Below are 15,865 nucleotides of genomic sequence, written 5' to 3'. Positions count from 1 at the left end.
GTGCATGAACATCGAAAACCTCTTACCATGGAAGCGAAGGAAGGCATGGTCCAGGCCGGCGGTTCTGGCAGAGATGCCAAAGGACATGCTGCAGCTGCTCGGAAAGAGCACCGGAGATGAGATGCTGAATTCATTCCTCAAGAATACAAGCATCGCACCGCTGAGCATATTCAACAGGCTCAGGCAGTTCGGTGAGTTCTATCAGGACAATCTGTGGAACATAACAGCCCGCGAGGCTTCCGACGTCCTGGAAGCTTTTGGGAGGGCCTACAAGCTGATTGTTGAGGAAGACAAGAGGACCGGTATCAACACCTGCAAGGGATACTGCAGGGAGTACGGCACAAGGTGCGTGGCTGTCGGCCGCGACGAATTCAACTCGGCCCTACAAGAGGCAGGGAATGCAATCAGGCGCCATGGGACAGCAGAAGAAGAGGGAAAAGGGTTTGAGGCTGCAGGAGCAGCCAAATAGAAATCTAAATCAGTCCGAGGTCTTCCTTGAGTGTGTTGGCCCTCTTCTCGGCGATTCTTGATATCACGAATTGATACTTTTCGTTCAGCATGCCAACAAGCTCCTCTTTCGTCTTGGCTGCCTTTGCGGCTTCCCTGAAGAGCGCGTAATCCACGTCGAACTGGTCTTTCCTACCTGTGTAATACTCTTTCACGAATCCGTTCTCTTTTGTCATTCATCTACCTCTTATCTTGCGGAGGTGTGGGGAGATGCACATCCTTAATATGCGTTTTGGGGAGAGGGGTGGGCGAAAGGTATTCATCATGCCTCAACGTAGTGTTCCAACACTGATGACGGTTTCCCCTTGCTTATTACCTTATCAAATCTAAATTTGGAACCAACAACGTAGTTCTCGATAATTTCAAACGCCAACCATTTTCGTTTCAATATTTCTGATGCTTCTCCTGTAACGTTGCTTCCAGCGAACGGATCCAGCACTATATCGCCTTCATCTGTTAGGAATTCAATGAAGAATTTGGGTAGTTTCAACGGATAACGCGCCGGATGTGGATTCATGTTGGCTGCTTTGCATGATCTCAGATAAAGGCTGTTGGATTCCGTGTTTGCGGCTATCAGGATGTTAGGAGGTATGGCCCCACCATGATCGTGTGAAAACTTAGAAGTTATGTCATGTCCGGAAGGGCGGAGTTTTGGCTTGTACCCATTCAGTAACAGCTGTTGCATCGAATTGCTATACTCCTTGAGCACTTTTCTATTGTTCGCTTTTGGGAAAGGGTCTTTGGATAGCCACCAAACAGGATCAACGGCGTCTTTCACTCTGATCCTACGAACATTTACCCATTCTGCAGGAGAAGGAAGCTTAGCTGGATTATACCAAAAGAAATCTTGGCAAAGATAGAAACCCATACGAACGAGCGACAGAAGCAGCTCGTATTGATATACAGAGCGAGTGGGAAATCCTTCGTTCCAAGACCCCCCAATATCAATGACCAAACTTCCTTTGGGTTTCAGGGCCCTGTAAAATTCTTCAGCGAATGGCTGAAACCATTCAACATATTCGCTCGCTTCGACATTGCCATATTCCTTTTTACGCCTCAGCGCAAAGGGCGGTGATGTCATTATCAAGTCTATCGAATTATCTGGCAATTTTCTGCAAAGCTTGATCGAATCACCCAAGAAAGCAGCACCGAGTCCGGTTCTGTAATAGAATGGCGGTAATTTCAATGCATCCAACCACTGTGGTCCAGTTCTTACCATTTCTCAGCCCTCTCTCTCAGGTCTTATTTGTTTATTTAGTTGCATCGCTTTATTGGCCTGCTTTCTCAATATCGCACCTATTGAGGATGGATCACTTATAACTTGCCTGAGGTCGGCCGCATCCATCAAGATAATACTGAGTGGCGATTTTATCGTTGTCTGCTCTGCAAAACTGACAGCATCTCTTGAAAACTTTCCTGTGGTAACAATCAGGATGGCATTGGCTCTTGAATGCAGAGAGACGCCAACCTCTCTGGCAATATTGTCTAGCGTAACTTGTGATGTGTTCTTGCATTGAAGTTCCCATCTTGAAAAAACATAATTTGTCCCCTCTGCTATTAAATCCACTTCAGCTCCACCAGTCTCTGTTCCACGTCGCCGCCAGGAGGTGATGTGCAGACCAAGCAGACGACACAAGTGCATAGCCAGCATTTCAAGTCCTTTTCCCTTGATGTAAGTGTCATCACTTTCTACGTCATTCAGAACATCAAACAGAGGCTTGGATAATGTGTGGATAGGAACATCGCCCGACTCGGATAACACTTCCAATATTGGCAAAATATACTGAGATTTGAATTCATCAGTCACTTTTATCTCATATGGCTTGGCGCCCCTACCGCTGGTGGATTTTCTGATTTCGATTAAGCCTTCATCCCGAAGTGGAAAGACGATTTGCTCTCTCAGGTTTTTTGCGTCAAATTTTACATGACTCATCGACTGCGCATGCCTTGCAACATCCCATGAAGATATCCAGTCAATAGGAGCGAGAGACGCTAATGCCCTGAGGAATCCTCTCATTTCAGGACCGAAATCTGAAAATACATCAATCTCCTGCAGGTTATAACCAATGAGTTTTCTCAAAAGCGTTTGATTAATGTTCCACTGTTCGTCAACAATTCCAGCCTTTTGCAACCATTGTTTCATCGTTGAAATATGGGTCCCTGATTCTGGCACGTATATTCCATATTCTTTCAGTTCTCGAGCGATAGATACGAGGTCCGTTTGCAAGCGGAGGGCTTTCAAATTACTTACAGCTCGAAGTAAATCCAGACCCTTCAGTTCAAGCAAAATATGTTGGGACAATAACTTATAGAATTCATCACCTCTGTCCTTAAGTTCGTAAAGTCTTTTGCCGAACTCAGTCATCTGCTCGTCTTCCCCGATAATTCCATATGACCGCAATGAAAGCCTCACGTTTTTCGCAAGTTCCATTTGTTGCTTCGGATCTCCGTTCGCATGTTTATCAAAAAAACGATCCCGTATATTATTAGTAAACTGTCGTGTAGCTCCCCGATTCTCGTTTACGAGTTCCAGCACCTCCTCAATAGATATTTGAGAAGGACTGAATTGCGAGCCGAAGGGCAAATCAGATTTTTTTCTCTTCAAAACTATAGCATCCCCGCGAATGGTGAACGTGGATTGGGTAATAAAATATCTCGTTTCCTTTCATTTGATGGAATGCGCTTGGCAAAGGCTCAATCGCCTCGCAAAATACGGGTCGACGTCGCGCTCGTCGGTCGTATATCTTCTTCATTTTATCTTCGGTTCCCGTGCTTTTACTTTTTGGTTTCTCCGCTCAACTACAAATGCATGGTAAGGATCTTTCAGTCGTTTTTGTTCTCTCTCTTCCTTTTCTCTCTCTTCCTTTGCATGTCTCATGAATGTATGACATTTCAATCGCCATTGTTTTCTTTCCTTTGCACGTTCCGACACAATCTTTTGAAATTCCTTTCTGGTTATTTCAGCTTTGAATTGCTGGTAGTAGGGATCTTTCGAGCGATGTATTTTAGAGTGACATTGACGACAAGTACTGATTGTTTTTTCTGGGATGTAATGTGTATGGTGAACTTGCCCCTCTTCAATATCGGTAACTTCTTCCAGATTTTGTTTCATGCTAACGAGTTTGTTTTTGCTTAGGATTCGCACTCCACATACCACACACTTTTCAGCATGGTTCAATGTTATAACTGCGTTCCGTTTGTCTCTCGCTGATTCCTCCGCATCATGCTGTTCCTCACACCTATCGCAATACGGTTCTTGTGAAACGTACCCAAAAGGCATATCGCAGTTTACACATTGGTAGTAAACGTCAAAGCTCTGGCCGCCCGGCTCACATTGATCGTAAAAACTAAGTCTCACATCGAGACCTGCAGAATACAACTTATAGATTTCAGAGGCAATTATTGTTCTTATCGTTTCGGTTTGATATTGGTCGGCCTCTTTCCGATCTTTTGGATATGCATAAAACAACGGACTTGTATCCTCCCAGATAGGTACTTCTTCAGTTCCTCGCATGTCGGCGTACAATGAGAAGTCACCCTCTATTTTCATGAACAGGTTTGGTTTCTTTTTACTTTCCCAGTACCCTGCTTGTTTCAATTTCACGCCATTCTCACATAATTGAAGCCAAACTTTTCCATACAAATGTCTTCCAAACTTGTCCTTAGGCTCCATATCACAGTCTGACTCCCTGCATGAACTGTCTCTGGACTTCCGGCGTTATCACGAGATAATACCTCATGGTCGTCAGCACATTTGAATGGCCCAACCTCGCCGAGATTATCGGTATAGGCACATTGTTCTCAAGCAAATGTATGGCAAGCCCATGCCTGAACATGTGAGGATGCACATCAATTCCAGTCTCCCTCCCGTACGCTCTCACAATCTTCCAGGCCTGCACTTTATAGAAATCACACAATTTGCCGCCGACAGCGTAGTTTCTGAGATAGTTGCTGACCTCGAGCAGGAGACCATCATCAAGCGGTATGGTGTTGGTGTTCTTTCTCTTCTTCACACCGAGGTTGAGAACCTTCCTGTCGAAGTCGAAATTCCCAGGCACGATGTTCAGAATATCGCCTATCCTGCCTCCCGTTTCCCACATCAGCCGCAGGAGGAGTTTGTCCCTGTCCCTGTAATACTTTGCCTTCTTCGCCCACTGTCCTGCGGACGAATACTTCCTTTCCACGGCATTGAGCAGATTCAGATATTGTTCCCTGGTGATGTGCGGCGGGAGCTTGTCATACTCCTTCAGTCGGAGTGCACCCTGTGCATAAGGCACCATCCCCTGCACTGTGCGTCAGACCTCCGGGGAACCGGACATGTTCGCACCTGCAGAAGGCCGGGAACTGTCCGCACGTGGGGCAGGCTCCGACGCTGTCCGTCGGCTTTCCGCACTTGCAGAACTTTGAATGAGACATGGGCAGCTCCAGGTTTGCATTGCGAGTTAATCGTTTTTCGGAATGATTAACTTTTTCATAGGGTCCCCGCAACGGCCCATGTCTGAAAACGGGTCTGGAACTAGGGAAAAGTTAACTTTTGTGTATCAAAGATTAACTCGGTTTCACAGAACATGTAGCAGAGCAAGAGCAAATAATGCTGCAAAAGTGTAGATCAGAGTATCGGCGATTTCAACACCAGCAAGGAACTCTGGGAAATGAGCTTTCATTATTGAACGATAGTTTCTTTTGGGTACTCCTATCTCATTCTTGACCCTCTTGGCCACGTTATAATAACGTGTTGTGAGTAGGATAACCTTCACCCTTTCCAATTGATCGGTGGTAAGGTTGTATTGTGACTTCATTGCGTCGAAATTGTTGCTGTGCATAATTAAATTGTAGTATAAGAGTTGCTAAGACTGATATTTGGCCTGAGACCGCCTCCTAACACTTATCTGTGTATGAAAGATTAACTGTTAGCTCAATAATCGGATGCAGCCTTGTTGTCCGGGCACGAATATGGCGAGGCGGCTGTGCGAAGAATTGCCTCTCGATAATTACACTCGGTGCACATGTCGACACATCATTATAAGATTAGGCAGTCACTTTCTTATTTTGGCGATGGCGCAATAGGGGAGCCGCATGAATTGCAGAACTTTGAACTTGACGGTACTCGTGCGCTGCATTTCGAGCAGATAGGGTCTGCCACATTTCCGTTGCCTTTAGATTGTGTCTTTACATATGCCAGTGCCATGTCTATTGCCTGTTGTGCTGACAGTTTAGGGGTAGCGGCAGAACCAAGACAGGTCTTATGTTGAATTCCAAGATCAGATAAATGCTTCTTCACTTGCTCATATACTGGAGACTTATTGCCAACAAGAACAGGGCTACCACATACAACACAGGGAATGGAAAACTTAATACCACTCTCTGCATCTGCGTACCCTTGTCTATATTCACTGGAAGAAAATTTGTTCTTACTTCGAAATGAAGCGCCAATGAATGTTACAATGAATAGTACGAACGCACCGAAAGTTGCAATCAAGTATGAAAATGGCATCGCCACATCTTTAAACGCGTACCCAACCACAATAAGTGCAAAGAAGACTCCTGAAAAGAATCCAGACATTAGATAGTCGAACCAATTGTCTTTTAGCCTGAACTCCATGTGCATCATCAACTTTTCCAATTTTCAAGTGGCTTTAGTGGCTTTAAAGTCTTTTCGGATCGGCTATATCTGCCGATATCAATAATGCAAGCTTCGTTCCTGAAATACATTTTGCTCTCAATATCAGACCCAGACTCTTTCCCACTTTCTTGAAGTTCATATCGAGAGGGCGAGTACGAGAAGGATGGTCCCAATTATTACGAAAGACACTCCGTGTTTGCTGTTTTTTCCTCGTCGGAGAAGTTTTTGAACTGCTGGAAGGTTATAATTTTCCTCTTGTGAGTTCCCTCCCCATCTGGGACTGACGATTCTTATAGCGGCTTCCCTGAAGAGCGCGTAATCCACGTCGAACTGGTCTTTCCTGCCCATGTAGTATTCCTTCACAAATCCGTTCTCTTTTGTCATTCATCCGCCTCTCATCTTGCAGAAGTCTGGGGAGACGCACATCATTAATATGCGTTTGGGGGGGAGGGGTGGCCGACAGATGGAACCTCGATATTCCGTTAGACTTAACAAGGGCCAACACATAATGTGGATGACGGCCTATGGAATTTGTTTCTTATCTGGGCATCATTATTTCGGCAATAGCGATTCTATTGACTGTTATGAACTTTCTTTTCGCGAATGCCGCAACAGTATGGGCAAGACTGGTGACGCAGAATTTACCAGAAGGAACATTATTCGATTATCCTGATAATAAATTGGGTCCCAATAGATTTGGTGAGGGAGGGGTAATCGCGAACGACTATCTCAACCTAGTCATTTCAAATGGCGGACCTGGAGTTGCTCGGTTGCTGAAGTGGCACATCAAAGGACCCCATGGCAGTGAATGCGGGGAGCTTCCCTACCTTGGAAGGAATTCGGAGATTATCGTGAGAGGTTATATTGGAAAATACCACACAATTGAGGAGATTCGACAAAATAGTTACGATGTAGTCGTGCAACATAAGCCTGTTTTGGGTATCCGTAGTAAATACATATTGTTACATTTCGACGGCTCGGGAGATATGAAGTCCTTTTCCCAAAAAAAAATGAAAAAATGAATCGAAACTGAGAAATTACCGTCCCACAAACAACTGTTTCTGGGACAGGGGACGTTCCTTGCGTGAATCAGGCTTCGTTTTCGACAGGGGGATTTCGTGACAGCAATATCCTATGCACAGAGCCTCTGCCTATTCCAACCGCCTGTGATATCTCCCTGATGCTCTTGCCGCTGTCTCTCAAGGCAAACACCTGCTCAATGCTGACGCCTCTTTGTTCCGCCACAGGCCTCCTGCCTAGCCGTTTGCCCTGCTTTCGTGCCCGGGTTATGCCATCTCTTACTCTGTCAGAAATCAACTCCCTCTCGAACTCGGCCACAGAAGCGAGGACGTTATACATCAGTCCCGAGACTGCATCTCTCTCGTCTCCCGATATACGCAGTCCCTGGTCGACAGCTTCGAAGAACAGGCCCATGTCCCTAATTTGCCGTATCTTCAATGTGAGGTCAGAGACAGACCTGCCGAATCTATCCAGGCGGAGGACCAGGATGCCGTCAAACATTGAGAGTTTGCACATCAGTTCATTGAGCGCAGGCCTGTCCGTCTTGGCTCCGGAAGCATGATCTACAAATTCTATGAAATCCCAGCCTCTTAAACGGCAGTAATCTCTGAGCCGCATCAGCTGATTCTCAGGATCCTGTTCCCTGTCCTTGGTGGAAACGCGGGCATAGAGTGCAACACGCATTGAGCATACAGCTGACACATTGTATTTGATATTTCCATACAGGGCGTCGAAAAGTCCGCCATTTATGTTGATTCAGGGCAGCCTAATCGCACACTTCTGCATGAAGTGTTGGGAACCCCGCGTGCCGGCCTGAGGGCTACGAGGCGAAAAACGGCCCGACCCCTCATGCCTTCACGCGGAAGCTATAACAATAAGTAGCTCCAGATTTGACAGCGATGGTTTCATATCCGGTATCAACCTTGAGTGATTGTTGTGAGCTCTCCCCTGTTTCTAAGCCTACGAATTGCCTGATTAATGGCCTGATTTGATACACCCATCTCCTTGGCTATCTCTGCCTGGCTCTTTCCCTCCATTACAAGCTGGATGATTTTCTTCTTGCGCCTCTCCTCTTCCTCATTCGCATGCTGGATCATTTTCCTCTCCCGCCTCGCTTTCTGCTTCCTGGTCTCGGCCTCCTCGATTTCCGCTTCGAATTTGGCCTTCTTCGCTTCGACCTCAGCCTCTGCCAGTTCCTCGACCTTTTCCTTTAACGCTGTGTATTTCGCGGTCAAAGCCTCGCGTCTGACTGCGTCCATGTTCTTGGCCTGTTCTATCTCATCCCTCAATTTCACGACCTGTGCCCGCAGCTCGCTCTCTTTCCTTGCCTCATAGAGCTCGGTGACGGGTTTCTGAGGCTCACGGAGACGCAGTGAAGACAACTGGATCCTTTCAGCCCGTATCTCGAAACCCAATTCGTCAGGGAAATCTCCCCTGTCCAGCTGCGGCGGAAGATAGATGATATCCTCTCCGTACTGGCAGGCTACCTCCAGGCTGAAGCACCCAATGATGTTCTCGCCGTTCTCGTTCGTCATGCTTATGAGTTTTGCGGCCAGCAGCTCCCGCACCTGCTTCTCGATGAACTCAATTTTGGGCATTGTCACAAGCAGCACGAAGCCCATGAATCTGAAGCTCTGCGCAATCTTCCCCAAAATGACATTGTAATCGCTCTGCCAGTCACGGTTTCCGGCACCGACGCCCATGTCGTCGAATATGATTATCTGGCCTCTGGGCAGCCGCTCGTCACGCCTGTAGGCCATGTCAACCAGCGTATCGATGTCGAAAATCACATCGCGCTCGACATCGAAGTGGAAGCATTCCTCCTTGCCTTTACTTCGCTCGACGAGTTCGAGCGCAATGTCTATGGCGCCATATGACTTCCCTGAGCCAGGAAGTCCCACGACTGCAATCATGGCATTCTGTTGCTTCTTCCATATCCTGTCTTCTATCCAAGGCAAAAGAAACAACTCAGGAGAGGCCTCGACTATCTCCACCATTCCGCCTGCGCCATCGTGCGATCCACGTTCCTCGACATCGATGATGCCTATCTCCTTGCCGAGCTCATATGCCAACGCAAACCGACGGTGCGATTCCCTCCATGTGACGTGCATTATGTCGGGGTGACCATCAGAGAATTCACGCAGGATCGCCTCTACCTTCGTCATGTAGACGCGAAAATACGGGTGATTCCGCGCCTGCATCTCGATGTGGTCGACAAAGAGGCGAACGGAAGGGAACCCGAGCAGGTCGTCATACAGCGAATATTGCGTGCGCAACTCCTCGAGCGCCCTGTCGAGCAGCTCATAAGTGAGGCGATTGGTCGCCATCGTCAGCTTCTTCGGTGTCACCGATTCGCCCAGCGTCACATGATCAGCAGCGCTCTCATTCCTCTTCGCGAGCTCACCTCCCTATTATAACATGCTCTGCAAAAATGGCGTGAACCGTATGTGTAAACGGCATCTCTCCTTCTGCAGTTGTCACAGACGCCTGTTCTCCTTTTCATTGTGGATCCCTCGCGAAATAGGAGCCGCAAGCCCAGCACATCGAATTACTCAATGCGTTGCGATTGTGACACACCAGGCAGAGCTTCGAGAGGGGTTGCCTCAGGCGGCGGAACAGCATGGCTCTCGCGCCTGAATCCTTTCCTGACGAGGTACATTGCGACAGATATCACCAACCTCCTTTTCATTTCGCCTTCCGGCCATGTGAGCAGAGCGTGCGGTATTGTGCCGTTGGCGGAGTACAGCACCTTAAGGCCCGGCGCCTCCTTCTCGGGCACGCTATATGTCCGCACCTTATGCGCCCATTTCTCATATTCAGTCTCAGATCTGAAACCGGCGTTCAATTGGCTGAGCAGTTCGGACTGCTCGTGCGTAAGCCAGTCATGGCCCGGTATATGAGTGGCCCGTGACGGCCGGTAGTCACGCCCCATCATCGCTGCCGAGCCTCCTGTCCGCATTTATGCTGCGCTCGTGGAACTCCTCCATGTATATCTCCAGGTCAGATGCGTCACTCTTAACAGCTCCAGCATGGAGTTGCGCCTGGAACTTGAGGAGCCTTGTTCGTATTGTCTCCCTGTCACGCGACACTGCGTTCACGTTGATGAGACCCGCCAGGACGGCAGCAACAGGTCTCATCTGCTCCCCGCTGATGGGAATGATACATTCCCCTTCGATTATGCCCGGGCGCTTTATTTTCCCCGTCCCCTTCCATCCGAGATGCGACCATCTGACTGTCATCCCGTTACCCATCGGGGGCAGCAGGTATATCCTGGAAACTTTCCTGGACTTGTGCGACGACAGGGTCTCTTCATCACCTGTCCTCATATACCATACCGGGCCGCTCTCTCCGAATGTGAGTTTTGTGTGGATGCCGAACAACCGGGCAACCGCATGACGGTAGCTGTATGGATGTATGCGCTCCCATCCATCCTCTGTCTTGGCAACTGTAATTTCCTGACGCAATACCTGCATCTCCGTGTTGCTCTCATTGCCCTGTATCTGCAGGGTCTCCCACCTGTAAGCCCTTGACGGCCACAGGTTCAGCATTATGAGAACAGAGACGAGGTAGAACGGCACGATCCACCAGTACCACGAAAGATATCCGAGCGAATAGAAAAACGGAGCGACAAGAAATACGAAGGCAGCCATCCCGCCGAATACTATTAGCATCGCCTGGGCGCTTGACAGCCTGGGCCAGTATTTTGCCCGTCTGATGACGCTGATAGCCGTTCCGGTGCCACCCATCCATACGATGCTGCCGAGGGTGAGCGCGCCGAGAAACACACCCAGGACACCGCCACCGCTGAAGGGAAGTGGCAGCACAATCGGGCTTGTGTGATGCAGGAAAACTATTGAAGCGCCGTCATAGCTCAATCGGACGTGGCTTATGCCGGATGAAACCGGCAGCTGCAGCGTATCTGTCGCCACTGTGCGATATGGTGCCTGCAGCGTCTGATTGTCCCACACAATATTGCCGGGCAGGAGCTCATTCTGCGTTACCGTGGCGTTCCCTGAATGAATGAAGACCGCTGTCGGAACAAGCTGATACTGCTCGACGCTCAGTGTGATATTTCCGCCTGCATTAGGTGCGTATATTGATACCTGAATTGTGTCGGTCTGCACAGTGTCGCCAGGGTGAATTAGCGTATAGGATCCTGTGAGCTGCCCGGCCGGTGATTGATACCAGAAAGCCATGAGGGTTCCATCGTTTGCCACGATGCCTGTCATCACAGGGCCTGAAGACGCCATAGCGACGCCTGGAACGGTGGCGAAGAGCAGCAGAAGCGCGGAAACGAACAGAAAGTGCACCTTCATTCGTCTTCACCTTCCTGCCTGCGGTGAGTGATGACGACGATGATCATGAAGATGAAGATGAGCACAACAAGGACGCCAAGCAGCGTGGAACCAAAGTATATCAGCGCTATTCCGATTGCCAGCACAGTGGCGAATATTGCCGCCCCGCCATGGCGCTTTGATGCATAGATAACGCTCTCGCGGAATATGAGATAAAGCGTGATGGCGACAAGGCCCAGGATGATTGCCTTGTCGACGGCAGGAGAGCCGAGATTGATGCTGACTACAGGCAGGAGAGCAGCGCCCATCCAGTCCCTGGGCAGCAGTTTCATGACTGCAATGACGGTCACGATCAGGCTTGCGACTGCGAGCAGTTCGAGCGACCAGAGCGGCAGCACGCCCATGTTGAGCCAGGAGGGCATCGAGGACTTGAACACTGGCGAGAGGATATACCACGCAAGAAGCACATCGATTATGAGCGACACCAGCAGCGCTGCGCCGCCGGCGGCTTCGTCTTCTTCCCTTTTCCTGCCCTGCGCCTTCACGGTATCGCCCTACCTGCGGACGATTCTGTCGTGACCCCTCACATGCGTGCCGTCCGATCTTGTGTAGGGGTCAACCCACACGACCTCTTCATGCCTGCCATTGCGGTCGCGCTTCTCATTCCATCTCAGGTCCTGCCTGACTTTTCCCTTGTTCGCAGGATGATGCGAGTTGAACCTGTTAAGCGCATCGAGCTTCTGATCAACTTTGCCGGGGCCGTATCGTCTGTCGGCCTTCGCGAGCGCTCTCCGTCTCGCCGATTCAGATTCATGCAGATTGTAGCCATATCTGCGGAGACTGCCCGGATGCCTGACTTTGACCTTCCTCACCATACACCTCAACCCAGTTCATGTGATTTGCGGAAGCTGAGGACTGCGAGCGCCAGAAAGATGATGACGGCTGCGACGGGAAACAGAAGGCTGCCCCATATGTCCTTTCCAAGGGCGCTGAATGCAGTCGCGACGAGGTAGTCCGCCCATGTCACATAGAGCGCGCCGAGAGTGAACAGGATGAACAGGATGCCGAGAATGAGCCATGCGGCGCTGCCGCTGTCCTTCTCCTCCTTCTTGCGGACCATCAGAACGGCGCCTATTGGCAGCATGCCGAGGCCGAGCGGATGCTTCACGCCGTTCCAGAAGTTGTTCCAGCCATTGACGACACCAGCCCACCAGTTCTGCACGCCCTGGACAAAGCCTGCGACATAAGTCGTAACAAAGTAATAGGCGCCCGCAAAGACCAAGAGCGTAATGAGAACGATGCTGAGGATGGAGGACTTGCCTCCCTCCCTCCTGCCCTCATTCACATTTACGGTGATGTCCTCGCGCGCCGCTTTTGGACGCGGCGACGACGACTTGCCATGTGGCAAATTCAGTCCCTCCTCTCGAAGATTGCCGCAACTGCTACCACTGATATCAGTCCGATGAGTATCCATTCCCATGTAGCCAGCGGCCCTTCCTTCTGCATGAAGAAGCCGCCATTATGCTGCGTGACGGGTGAAACGAATGGTGAGATGACGACGGTAATCGGGGCAGGATATATGCTCGTCGAAGTCACCGAAGTGCCATTGACTGATAGCGCAGTCACATAGATGGTGCTGTTGGGAGAGGCCTCAATCAGGTCGCCTGATATATATGTGGGGTCGCCGAGCGTTGCATTGATAGCCACTATCGGAGTCAGGGCAGTGAATTTCGTCGTGTGCCCGACTGCGAAATTCATGTGCTGACTGTTCGTCTCGATCATGAATTCTCCGGTGATGTTGTGGTAGCCGTCGAAGGAATTGGTGATATTCAGTATTCCGGTCTCAATCGTGAATGAATTTAGGAATTTAGTATCGTTGAATGTCCAGTTCGCTGGGAGCTTATTGTTGTTGTTGTGGAATGTGGCATTTAGGCTTTCAAGATATGCATAATACATAGCCATAAGTTGTGTTTCATTGAAGTGATTATTGAGTAGACTTAGTGGGACTGACCACGATGGAAAAGGTATTGTTTCATTTGCCGGAATTTGAGAGTAGTTTGTATAGCCTAAATCTCTAAGCATTGTTATGTATGCTTCAGCTGAAGAATATGCATTACTTACAGCTGTATTCAATGTGTTTATCATATTTGTATATGGCTCTAAGGATATATTTGCCTGTATGTTATCACTGCTACTGATGTAATATGGTGCTGGTGATGATCCGAAAGTAACTATGTCAAGGGCATTGTAGTTATTTGCTGATGTTGCGGACTGATATATTGATGATGAACTTGTAGTGTTAACAATTCCAGCTGAACCTTCTGCTAAGCTATTACTAGCAGTATTCATATTGACAAACATATATGTATTAGCTAATGTGAAATAATTTTGAATTTGACCATTCCAATTTGAACCTAATGATAATCCGTCAGTAGTTATGATACCGTTTTCCTTTACTACTTGATATATTGAACCAGTAAGGTTAAGCCTTTTAGAAGTTGACAGATAGTTAATTCCACCATATAAGGCATTAATTATTGTAGAACCCGATACTGTTCTAACATAGTGAACCGTATTATAGTCTATGTATGGTGTAGTATCAGTGACTGAACTTAATGATGCGCTTACATTAGTTATGTTTCCGGTGAATATATTTTTCAATTCAACATATCCAGAAGTCCAGAAATATATAGAATTGTTTTGATTTAAATAATAGTAATCACCAAGGTTAATCGAATTTCCAGTTTTACCGCTATTTGTTATTGCTGGAACAAAAGTTGCTTGTTCAGTGCTTGAAGCACCAGCATAATTTTCGAGTTCATACTGTTGCAGAAACATTAATTCAGTTGCCATAGGTCTAACTACGGAAATTTGTATTCCATCGAGTTGTGCATATATTCCAGCCATTAACATCAATTCTGACTGATTTAGAGAAGTGTTAATGTATCTTGTTGCAAAAGATTCTACTTCTTGCGCAAAATAATAATATGATGTATTGACCAATGATGAAGTAGTAAATCCTATGTTTTCTGTTTCTGAAATTGTATTGTAAGCTTGTATTATTTGGTCTTGTATTTGCGGTGACATATTCACTGACGGAGTATATCCTTTAGCTGAATGTCCAATTTGATATGCTATCAATGCTCCGACTGCCGCTCCGGCAATTGCTCCTCCTACCGCACCAATTGGGCCACCGAAGGCTCCGCCTATTGCAGCACCGGCTATTGTAGTTTCACCCACAGTGACGTACCACGGAACAGCTGCCTCGACCACAGTGGAGGATGAGATGAATATTCCCACAGACGCAATGACAAGCGCAGCTATGAGAATCCTTCTGCCATTCTGCGAGTGCAGCTTGCCCGGCGCTTTGACATGCCTGTGAACATTCCCTGTTTCGATTGTTGAGTTCATCTTATCAACTCCCTGCGCGACCTTCCCGTCATTTCCTCTTTTCCTTCTCTTTCTCCTCGTGCTCGCCGCCGCGGAAGACAACGTAGACCACCAGCACTCCGACAACTATGACGATCACGGTGCCGAGAGGCGACAGTATCAGCGCCATTGCTCCGTTGCTGCCGAAGATGAATATGCCTGTCGGCTGCGGACCGGTTGTCAGATGTTTGGCAGGTGAGCCTGTTTGTGTGACACCAAGACCCTTGTACGGGCCTGAAGAGACAGAGAAGTTGAACACTCCATACAGAAAGACAGTTCCGGCGGGCAGCACGACATCGTTGAACGTCCAGTTGGAGCTCGTCTTTGTGATGGTTGAATACGATGGCAGGATGGGTGAGCTGCTGAACAGTGCAGACCCGCTCACATTCGACATGTCATACCACAGTTGCATTGAATTGAAGTTTGCGCCGGACAGCGTCGCGATCGGAACAGTGATGTTCCAGTCGCCGGACTTGTTTCCTTTCGTTACTTTATGGATTTTCATTAAGGCCACATTGTAGGAAAAGATGCCCAACGGAGCAGTGGACTGAACGGCGGAAAGCGGACCGAAGGATGTGCTCTTTATCGGTGCGGTCATGTTCTCCGCGTCAACTGCGAAATAGTAGACAGTGCCCGGCGTGAGCGCACTGAGCTCAATCCAGTCGCGCCCGTTGACCGTCGAGATGTTCTGCGTAGCATTCGTAATTGCCGACGAAGTCGAGTAGTGCACAATGTAGTTGATGACACCGGATGTGGATGTTGACTGATTAGTGACACTGATGTTCACGGCTTTGTACTGCGCCGTCAGGCTGAAGACAGGTGCCACAAGTGTCACGGAAGGTGAGGCTGCAATGCCCTCTCCTCTGTGAGATGAGACTTGAGGCGGAGCGGCGCCAATAGCGCCCATCACGATCATTGCGCTGGCACACAGCAAAATCAGGAGCTTTTTGTTCAATTCTTTCCCTTTCCATCCGCCGGGGAAAGGACGAAG

19 protein-coding genes are annotated in these 15,865 nt (G+C 48.5%); 2 read left to right on the top strand and 17 right to left on the bottom strand.

Annotated elements, in window-relative coordinates; all coding sequences use genetic code 11:
* Positions 1 to 4: 4 nt before the first annotated feature.
* Complete coding sequence (locus KIS29_01530; GenBank protein MBX8639006.1) at positions 5 to 469, top strand: hypothetical protein; 465 nt, start codon at positions 5 to 7, stop codon at positions 467 to 469.
* 4 nt (positions 470 to 473) lie between these two features.
* Here KIS29_01530 and KIS29_01525 read toward each other — a convergent pair whose 3' ends face one another.
* The 8 genes from KIS29_01525 to KIS29_01490 all read right to left on the bottom strand — a co-directional run bounded on the left by KIS29_01525 (position 474) and on the right by KIS29_01490 (position 6,514).
* The gene (locus KIS29_01525) at positions 474 to 683 is read right to left on the bottom strand and encodes a hypothetical protein (protein MBX8639005.1); all 210 of its coding nucleotides are present in this window, start codon (positions 681 to 683) and stop codon (positions 474 to 476) included.
* A gap of 86 nt (positions 684 to 769) precedes the next feature.
* Complete coding sequence (locus KIS29_01520; protein ID MBX8639004.1) at positions 770 to 1,726, bottom strand: site-specific DNA-methyltransferase; 957 nt, start codon at positions 1,724 to 1,726, stop codon at positions 770 to 772.
* 3 nt (positions 1,727 to 1,729) lie between these two features.
* Positions 1,730 to 3,112 carry a restriction endonuclease gene (locus KIS29_01515; protein MBX8639003.1) on the bottom strand — a complete coding sequence of 461 codons (1,383 nt, stop codon included), beginning with the start codon at positions 3,110 to 3,112 and terminating at the stop codon, positions 1,730 to 1,732.
* A 144-nt stretch (positions 3,113 to 3,256) separates the two neighbouring features.
* Positions 3,257 to 4,180 carry a hypothetical protein gene (locus tag KIS29_01510; protein ID MBX8639002.1) on the bottom strand — a complete coding sequence of 308 codons (924 nt, stop codon included), beginning with the start codon at positions 4,178 to 4,180 and terminating at the stop codon, positions 3,257 to 3,259.
* A 1-nt stretch (position 4,181) separates the two neighbouring features.
* A complete protein-coding gene (locus KIS29_01505; protein ID MBX8639001.1) occupies positions 4,182 to 4,787 on the bottom strand; it encodes a site-specific integrase in 606 nt (201 codons plus the stop codon).
* A gap of 279 nt (positions 4,788 to 5,066) precedes the next feature.
* Positions 5,067 to 5,306, bottom strand: a complete 240-nt coding sequence (locus KIS29_01500) for a hypothetical protein (protein ID MBX8639000.1) — start codon at positions 5,304 to 5,306, stop codon at positions 5,067 to 5,069.
* A 245-nt stretch (positions 5,307 to 5,551) separates the two neighbouring features.
* Positions 5,552 to 6,130: a hypothetical protein gene (locus KIS29_01495; protein ID MBX8638999.1), complete on the bottom strand. Its 579-nt coding sequence runs from the start codon at positions 6,128 to 6,130 to the stop codon at positions 5,552 to 5,554.
* Positions 6,131 to 6,265: 135 nt separating this feature from the next.
* The gene (locus KIS29_01490) at positions 6,266 to 6,514 is read right to left on the bottom strand and encodes a hypothetical protein (protein ID MBX8638998.1); all 249 of its coding nucleotides are present in this window, start codon (positions 6,512 to 6,514) and stop codon (positions 6,266 to 6,268) included.
* A 140-nt stretch (positions 6,515 to 6,654) separates the two neighbouring features.
* Here KIS29_01490 and KIS29_01485 point away from each other — a divergent pair, with 140 nt between their 5' ends.
* Positions 6,655 to 7,152 (top strand): hypothetical protein, encoded by a 498-nt coding sequence (locus KIS29_01485; protein ID MBX8638997.1) that lies wholly within the window; start codon positions 6,655 to 6,657, stop codon positions 7,150 to 7,152.
* 67 nt (positions 7,153 to 7,219) lie between these two features.
* On the opposite strand, the gene KIS29_01480 is transcribed toward KIS29_01485, so the two are convergent.
* From KIS29_01480 to KIS29_01440, 9 genes are all read right to left on the bottom strand, one after another.
* A complete protein-coding gene (locus KIS29_01480; GenBank protein ID MBX8638996.1) occupies positions 7,220 to 7,834 on the bottom strand; it encodes a recombinase family protein in 615 nt (204 codons plus the stop codon).
* 233 nt (positions 7,835 to 8,067) lie between these two features.
* Positions 8,068 to 9,516, bottom strand: a complete 1,449-nt coding sequence (locus KIS29_01475; protein MBX8638995.1) for a helix-turn-helix domain-containing protein — start codon at positions 9,514 to 9,516, stop codon at positions 8,068 to 8,070.
* A gap of 182 nt (positions 9,517 to 9,698) precedes the next feature.
* Complete coding sequence (locus tag KIS29_01470; protein MBX8638994.1) at positions 9,699 to 10,085, bottom strand: hypothetical protein; 387 nt, start codon at positions 10,083 to 10,085, stop codon at positions 9,699 to 9,701.
* Entirely contained in the window at positions 10,072 to 11,466 is a 1,395-nt protein-coding gene (locus tag KIS29_01465) for a hypothetical protein (protein ID MBX8638993.1), read from the bottom strand. The genes KIS29_01470 and KIS29_01465 overlap by 14 nt, the downstream gene beginning before the upstream one ends.
* Positions 11,463 to 11,990 carry a hypothetical protein gene (locus tag KIS29_01460; GenBank protein ID MBX8638992.1) on the bottom strand — a complete coding sequence of 176 codons (528 nt, stop codon included), beginning with the start codon at positions 11,988 to 11,990 and terminating at the stop codon, positions 11,463 to 11,465. The genes KIS29_01465 and KIS29_01460 overlap by 4 nt, the downstream gene beginning before the upstream one ends.
* Positions 11,991 to 11,999: 9 nt before the next feature.
* Complete coding sequence (locus KIS29_01455; GenBank protein ID MBX8638991.1) at positions 12,000 to 12,320, bottom strand: hypothetical protein; 321 nt, start codon at positions 12,318 to 12,320, stop codon at positions 12,000 to 12,002.
* A 5-nt stretch (positions 12,321 to 12,325) separates the two neighbouring features.
* A complete protein-coding gene (locus tag KIS29_01450) occupies positions 12,326 to 12,853 on the bottom strand; it encodes a hypothetical protein (GenBank protein MBX8638990.1) in 528 nt (175 codons plus the stop codon).
* Positions 12,854 to 12,855: 2 nt separating this feature from the next.
* Positions 12,856 to 14,937, bottom strand: coding sequence for a hypothetical protein (locus tag KIS29_01445; protein ID MBX8638989.1), 2,082 nt, complete (start codon positions 14,935 to 14,937; stop codon positions 12,856 to 12,858).
* The gene (locus tag KIS29_01440; GenBank protein ID MBX8638988.1) at positions 14,885 to 15,829 is read right to left on the bottom strand and encodes a hypothetical protein; all 945 of its coding nucleotides are present in this window, start codon (positions 15,827 to 15,829) and stop codon (positions 14,885 to 14,887) included. The genes KIS29_01445 and KIS29_01440 overlap by 53 nt, the downstream gene beginning before the upstream one ends.
* Between the last annotated feature and the right edge of the window lie 36 nt (positions 15,830 to 15,865).

This window comes from Candidatus Sysuiplasma jiujiangense, assembly GCA_019721075.1.
Classification (GTDB): domain Archaea; phylum Thermoplasmatota; class Thermoplasmata; order Sysuiplasmatales; family Sysuiplasmataceae; genus Sysuiplasma; species Sysuiplasma jiujiangense.
This window is presented reverse-complemented; position numbering and strand designations above follow the sequence as displayed.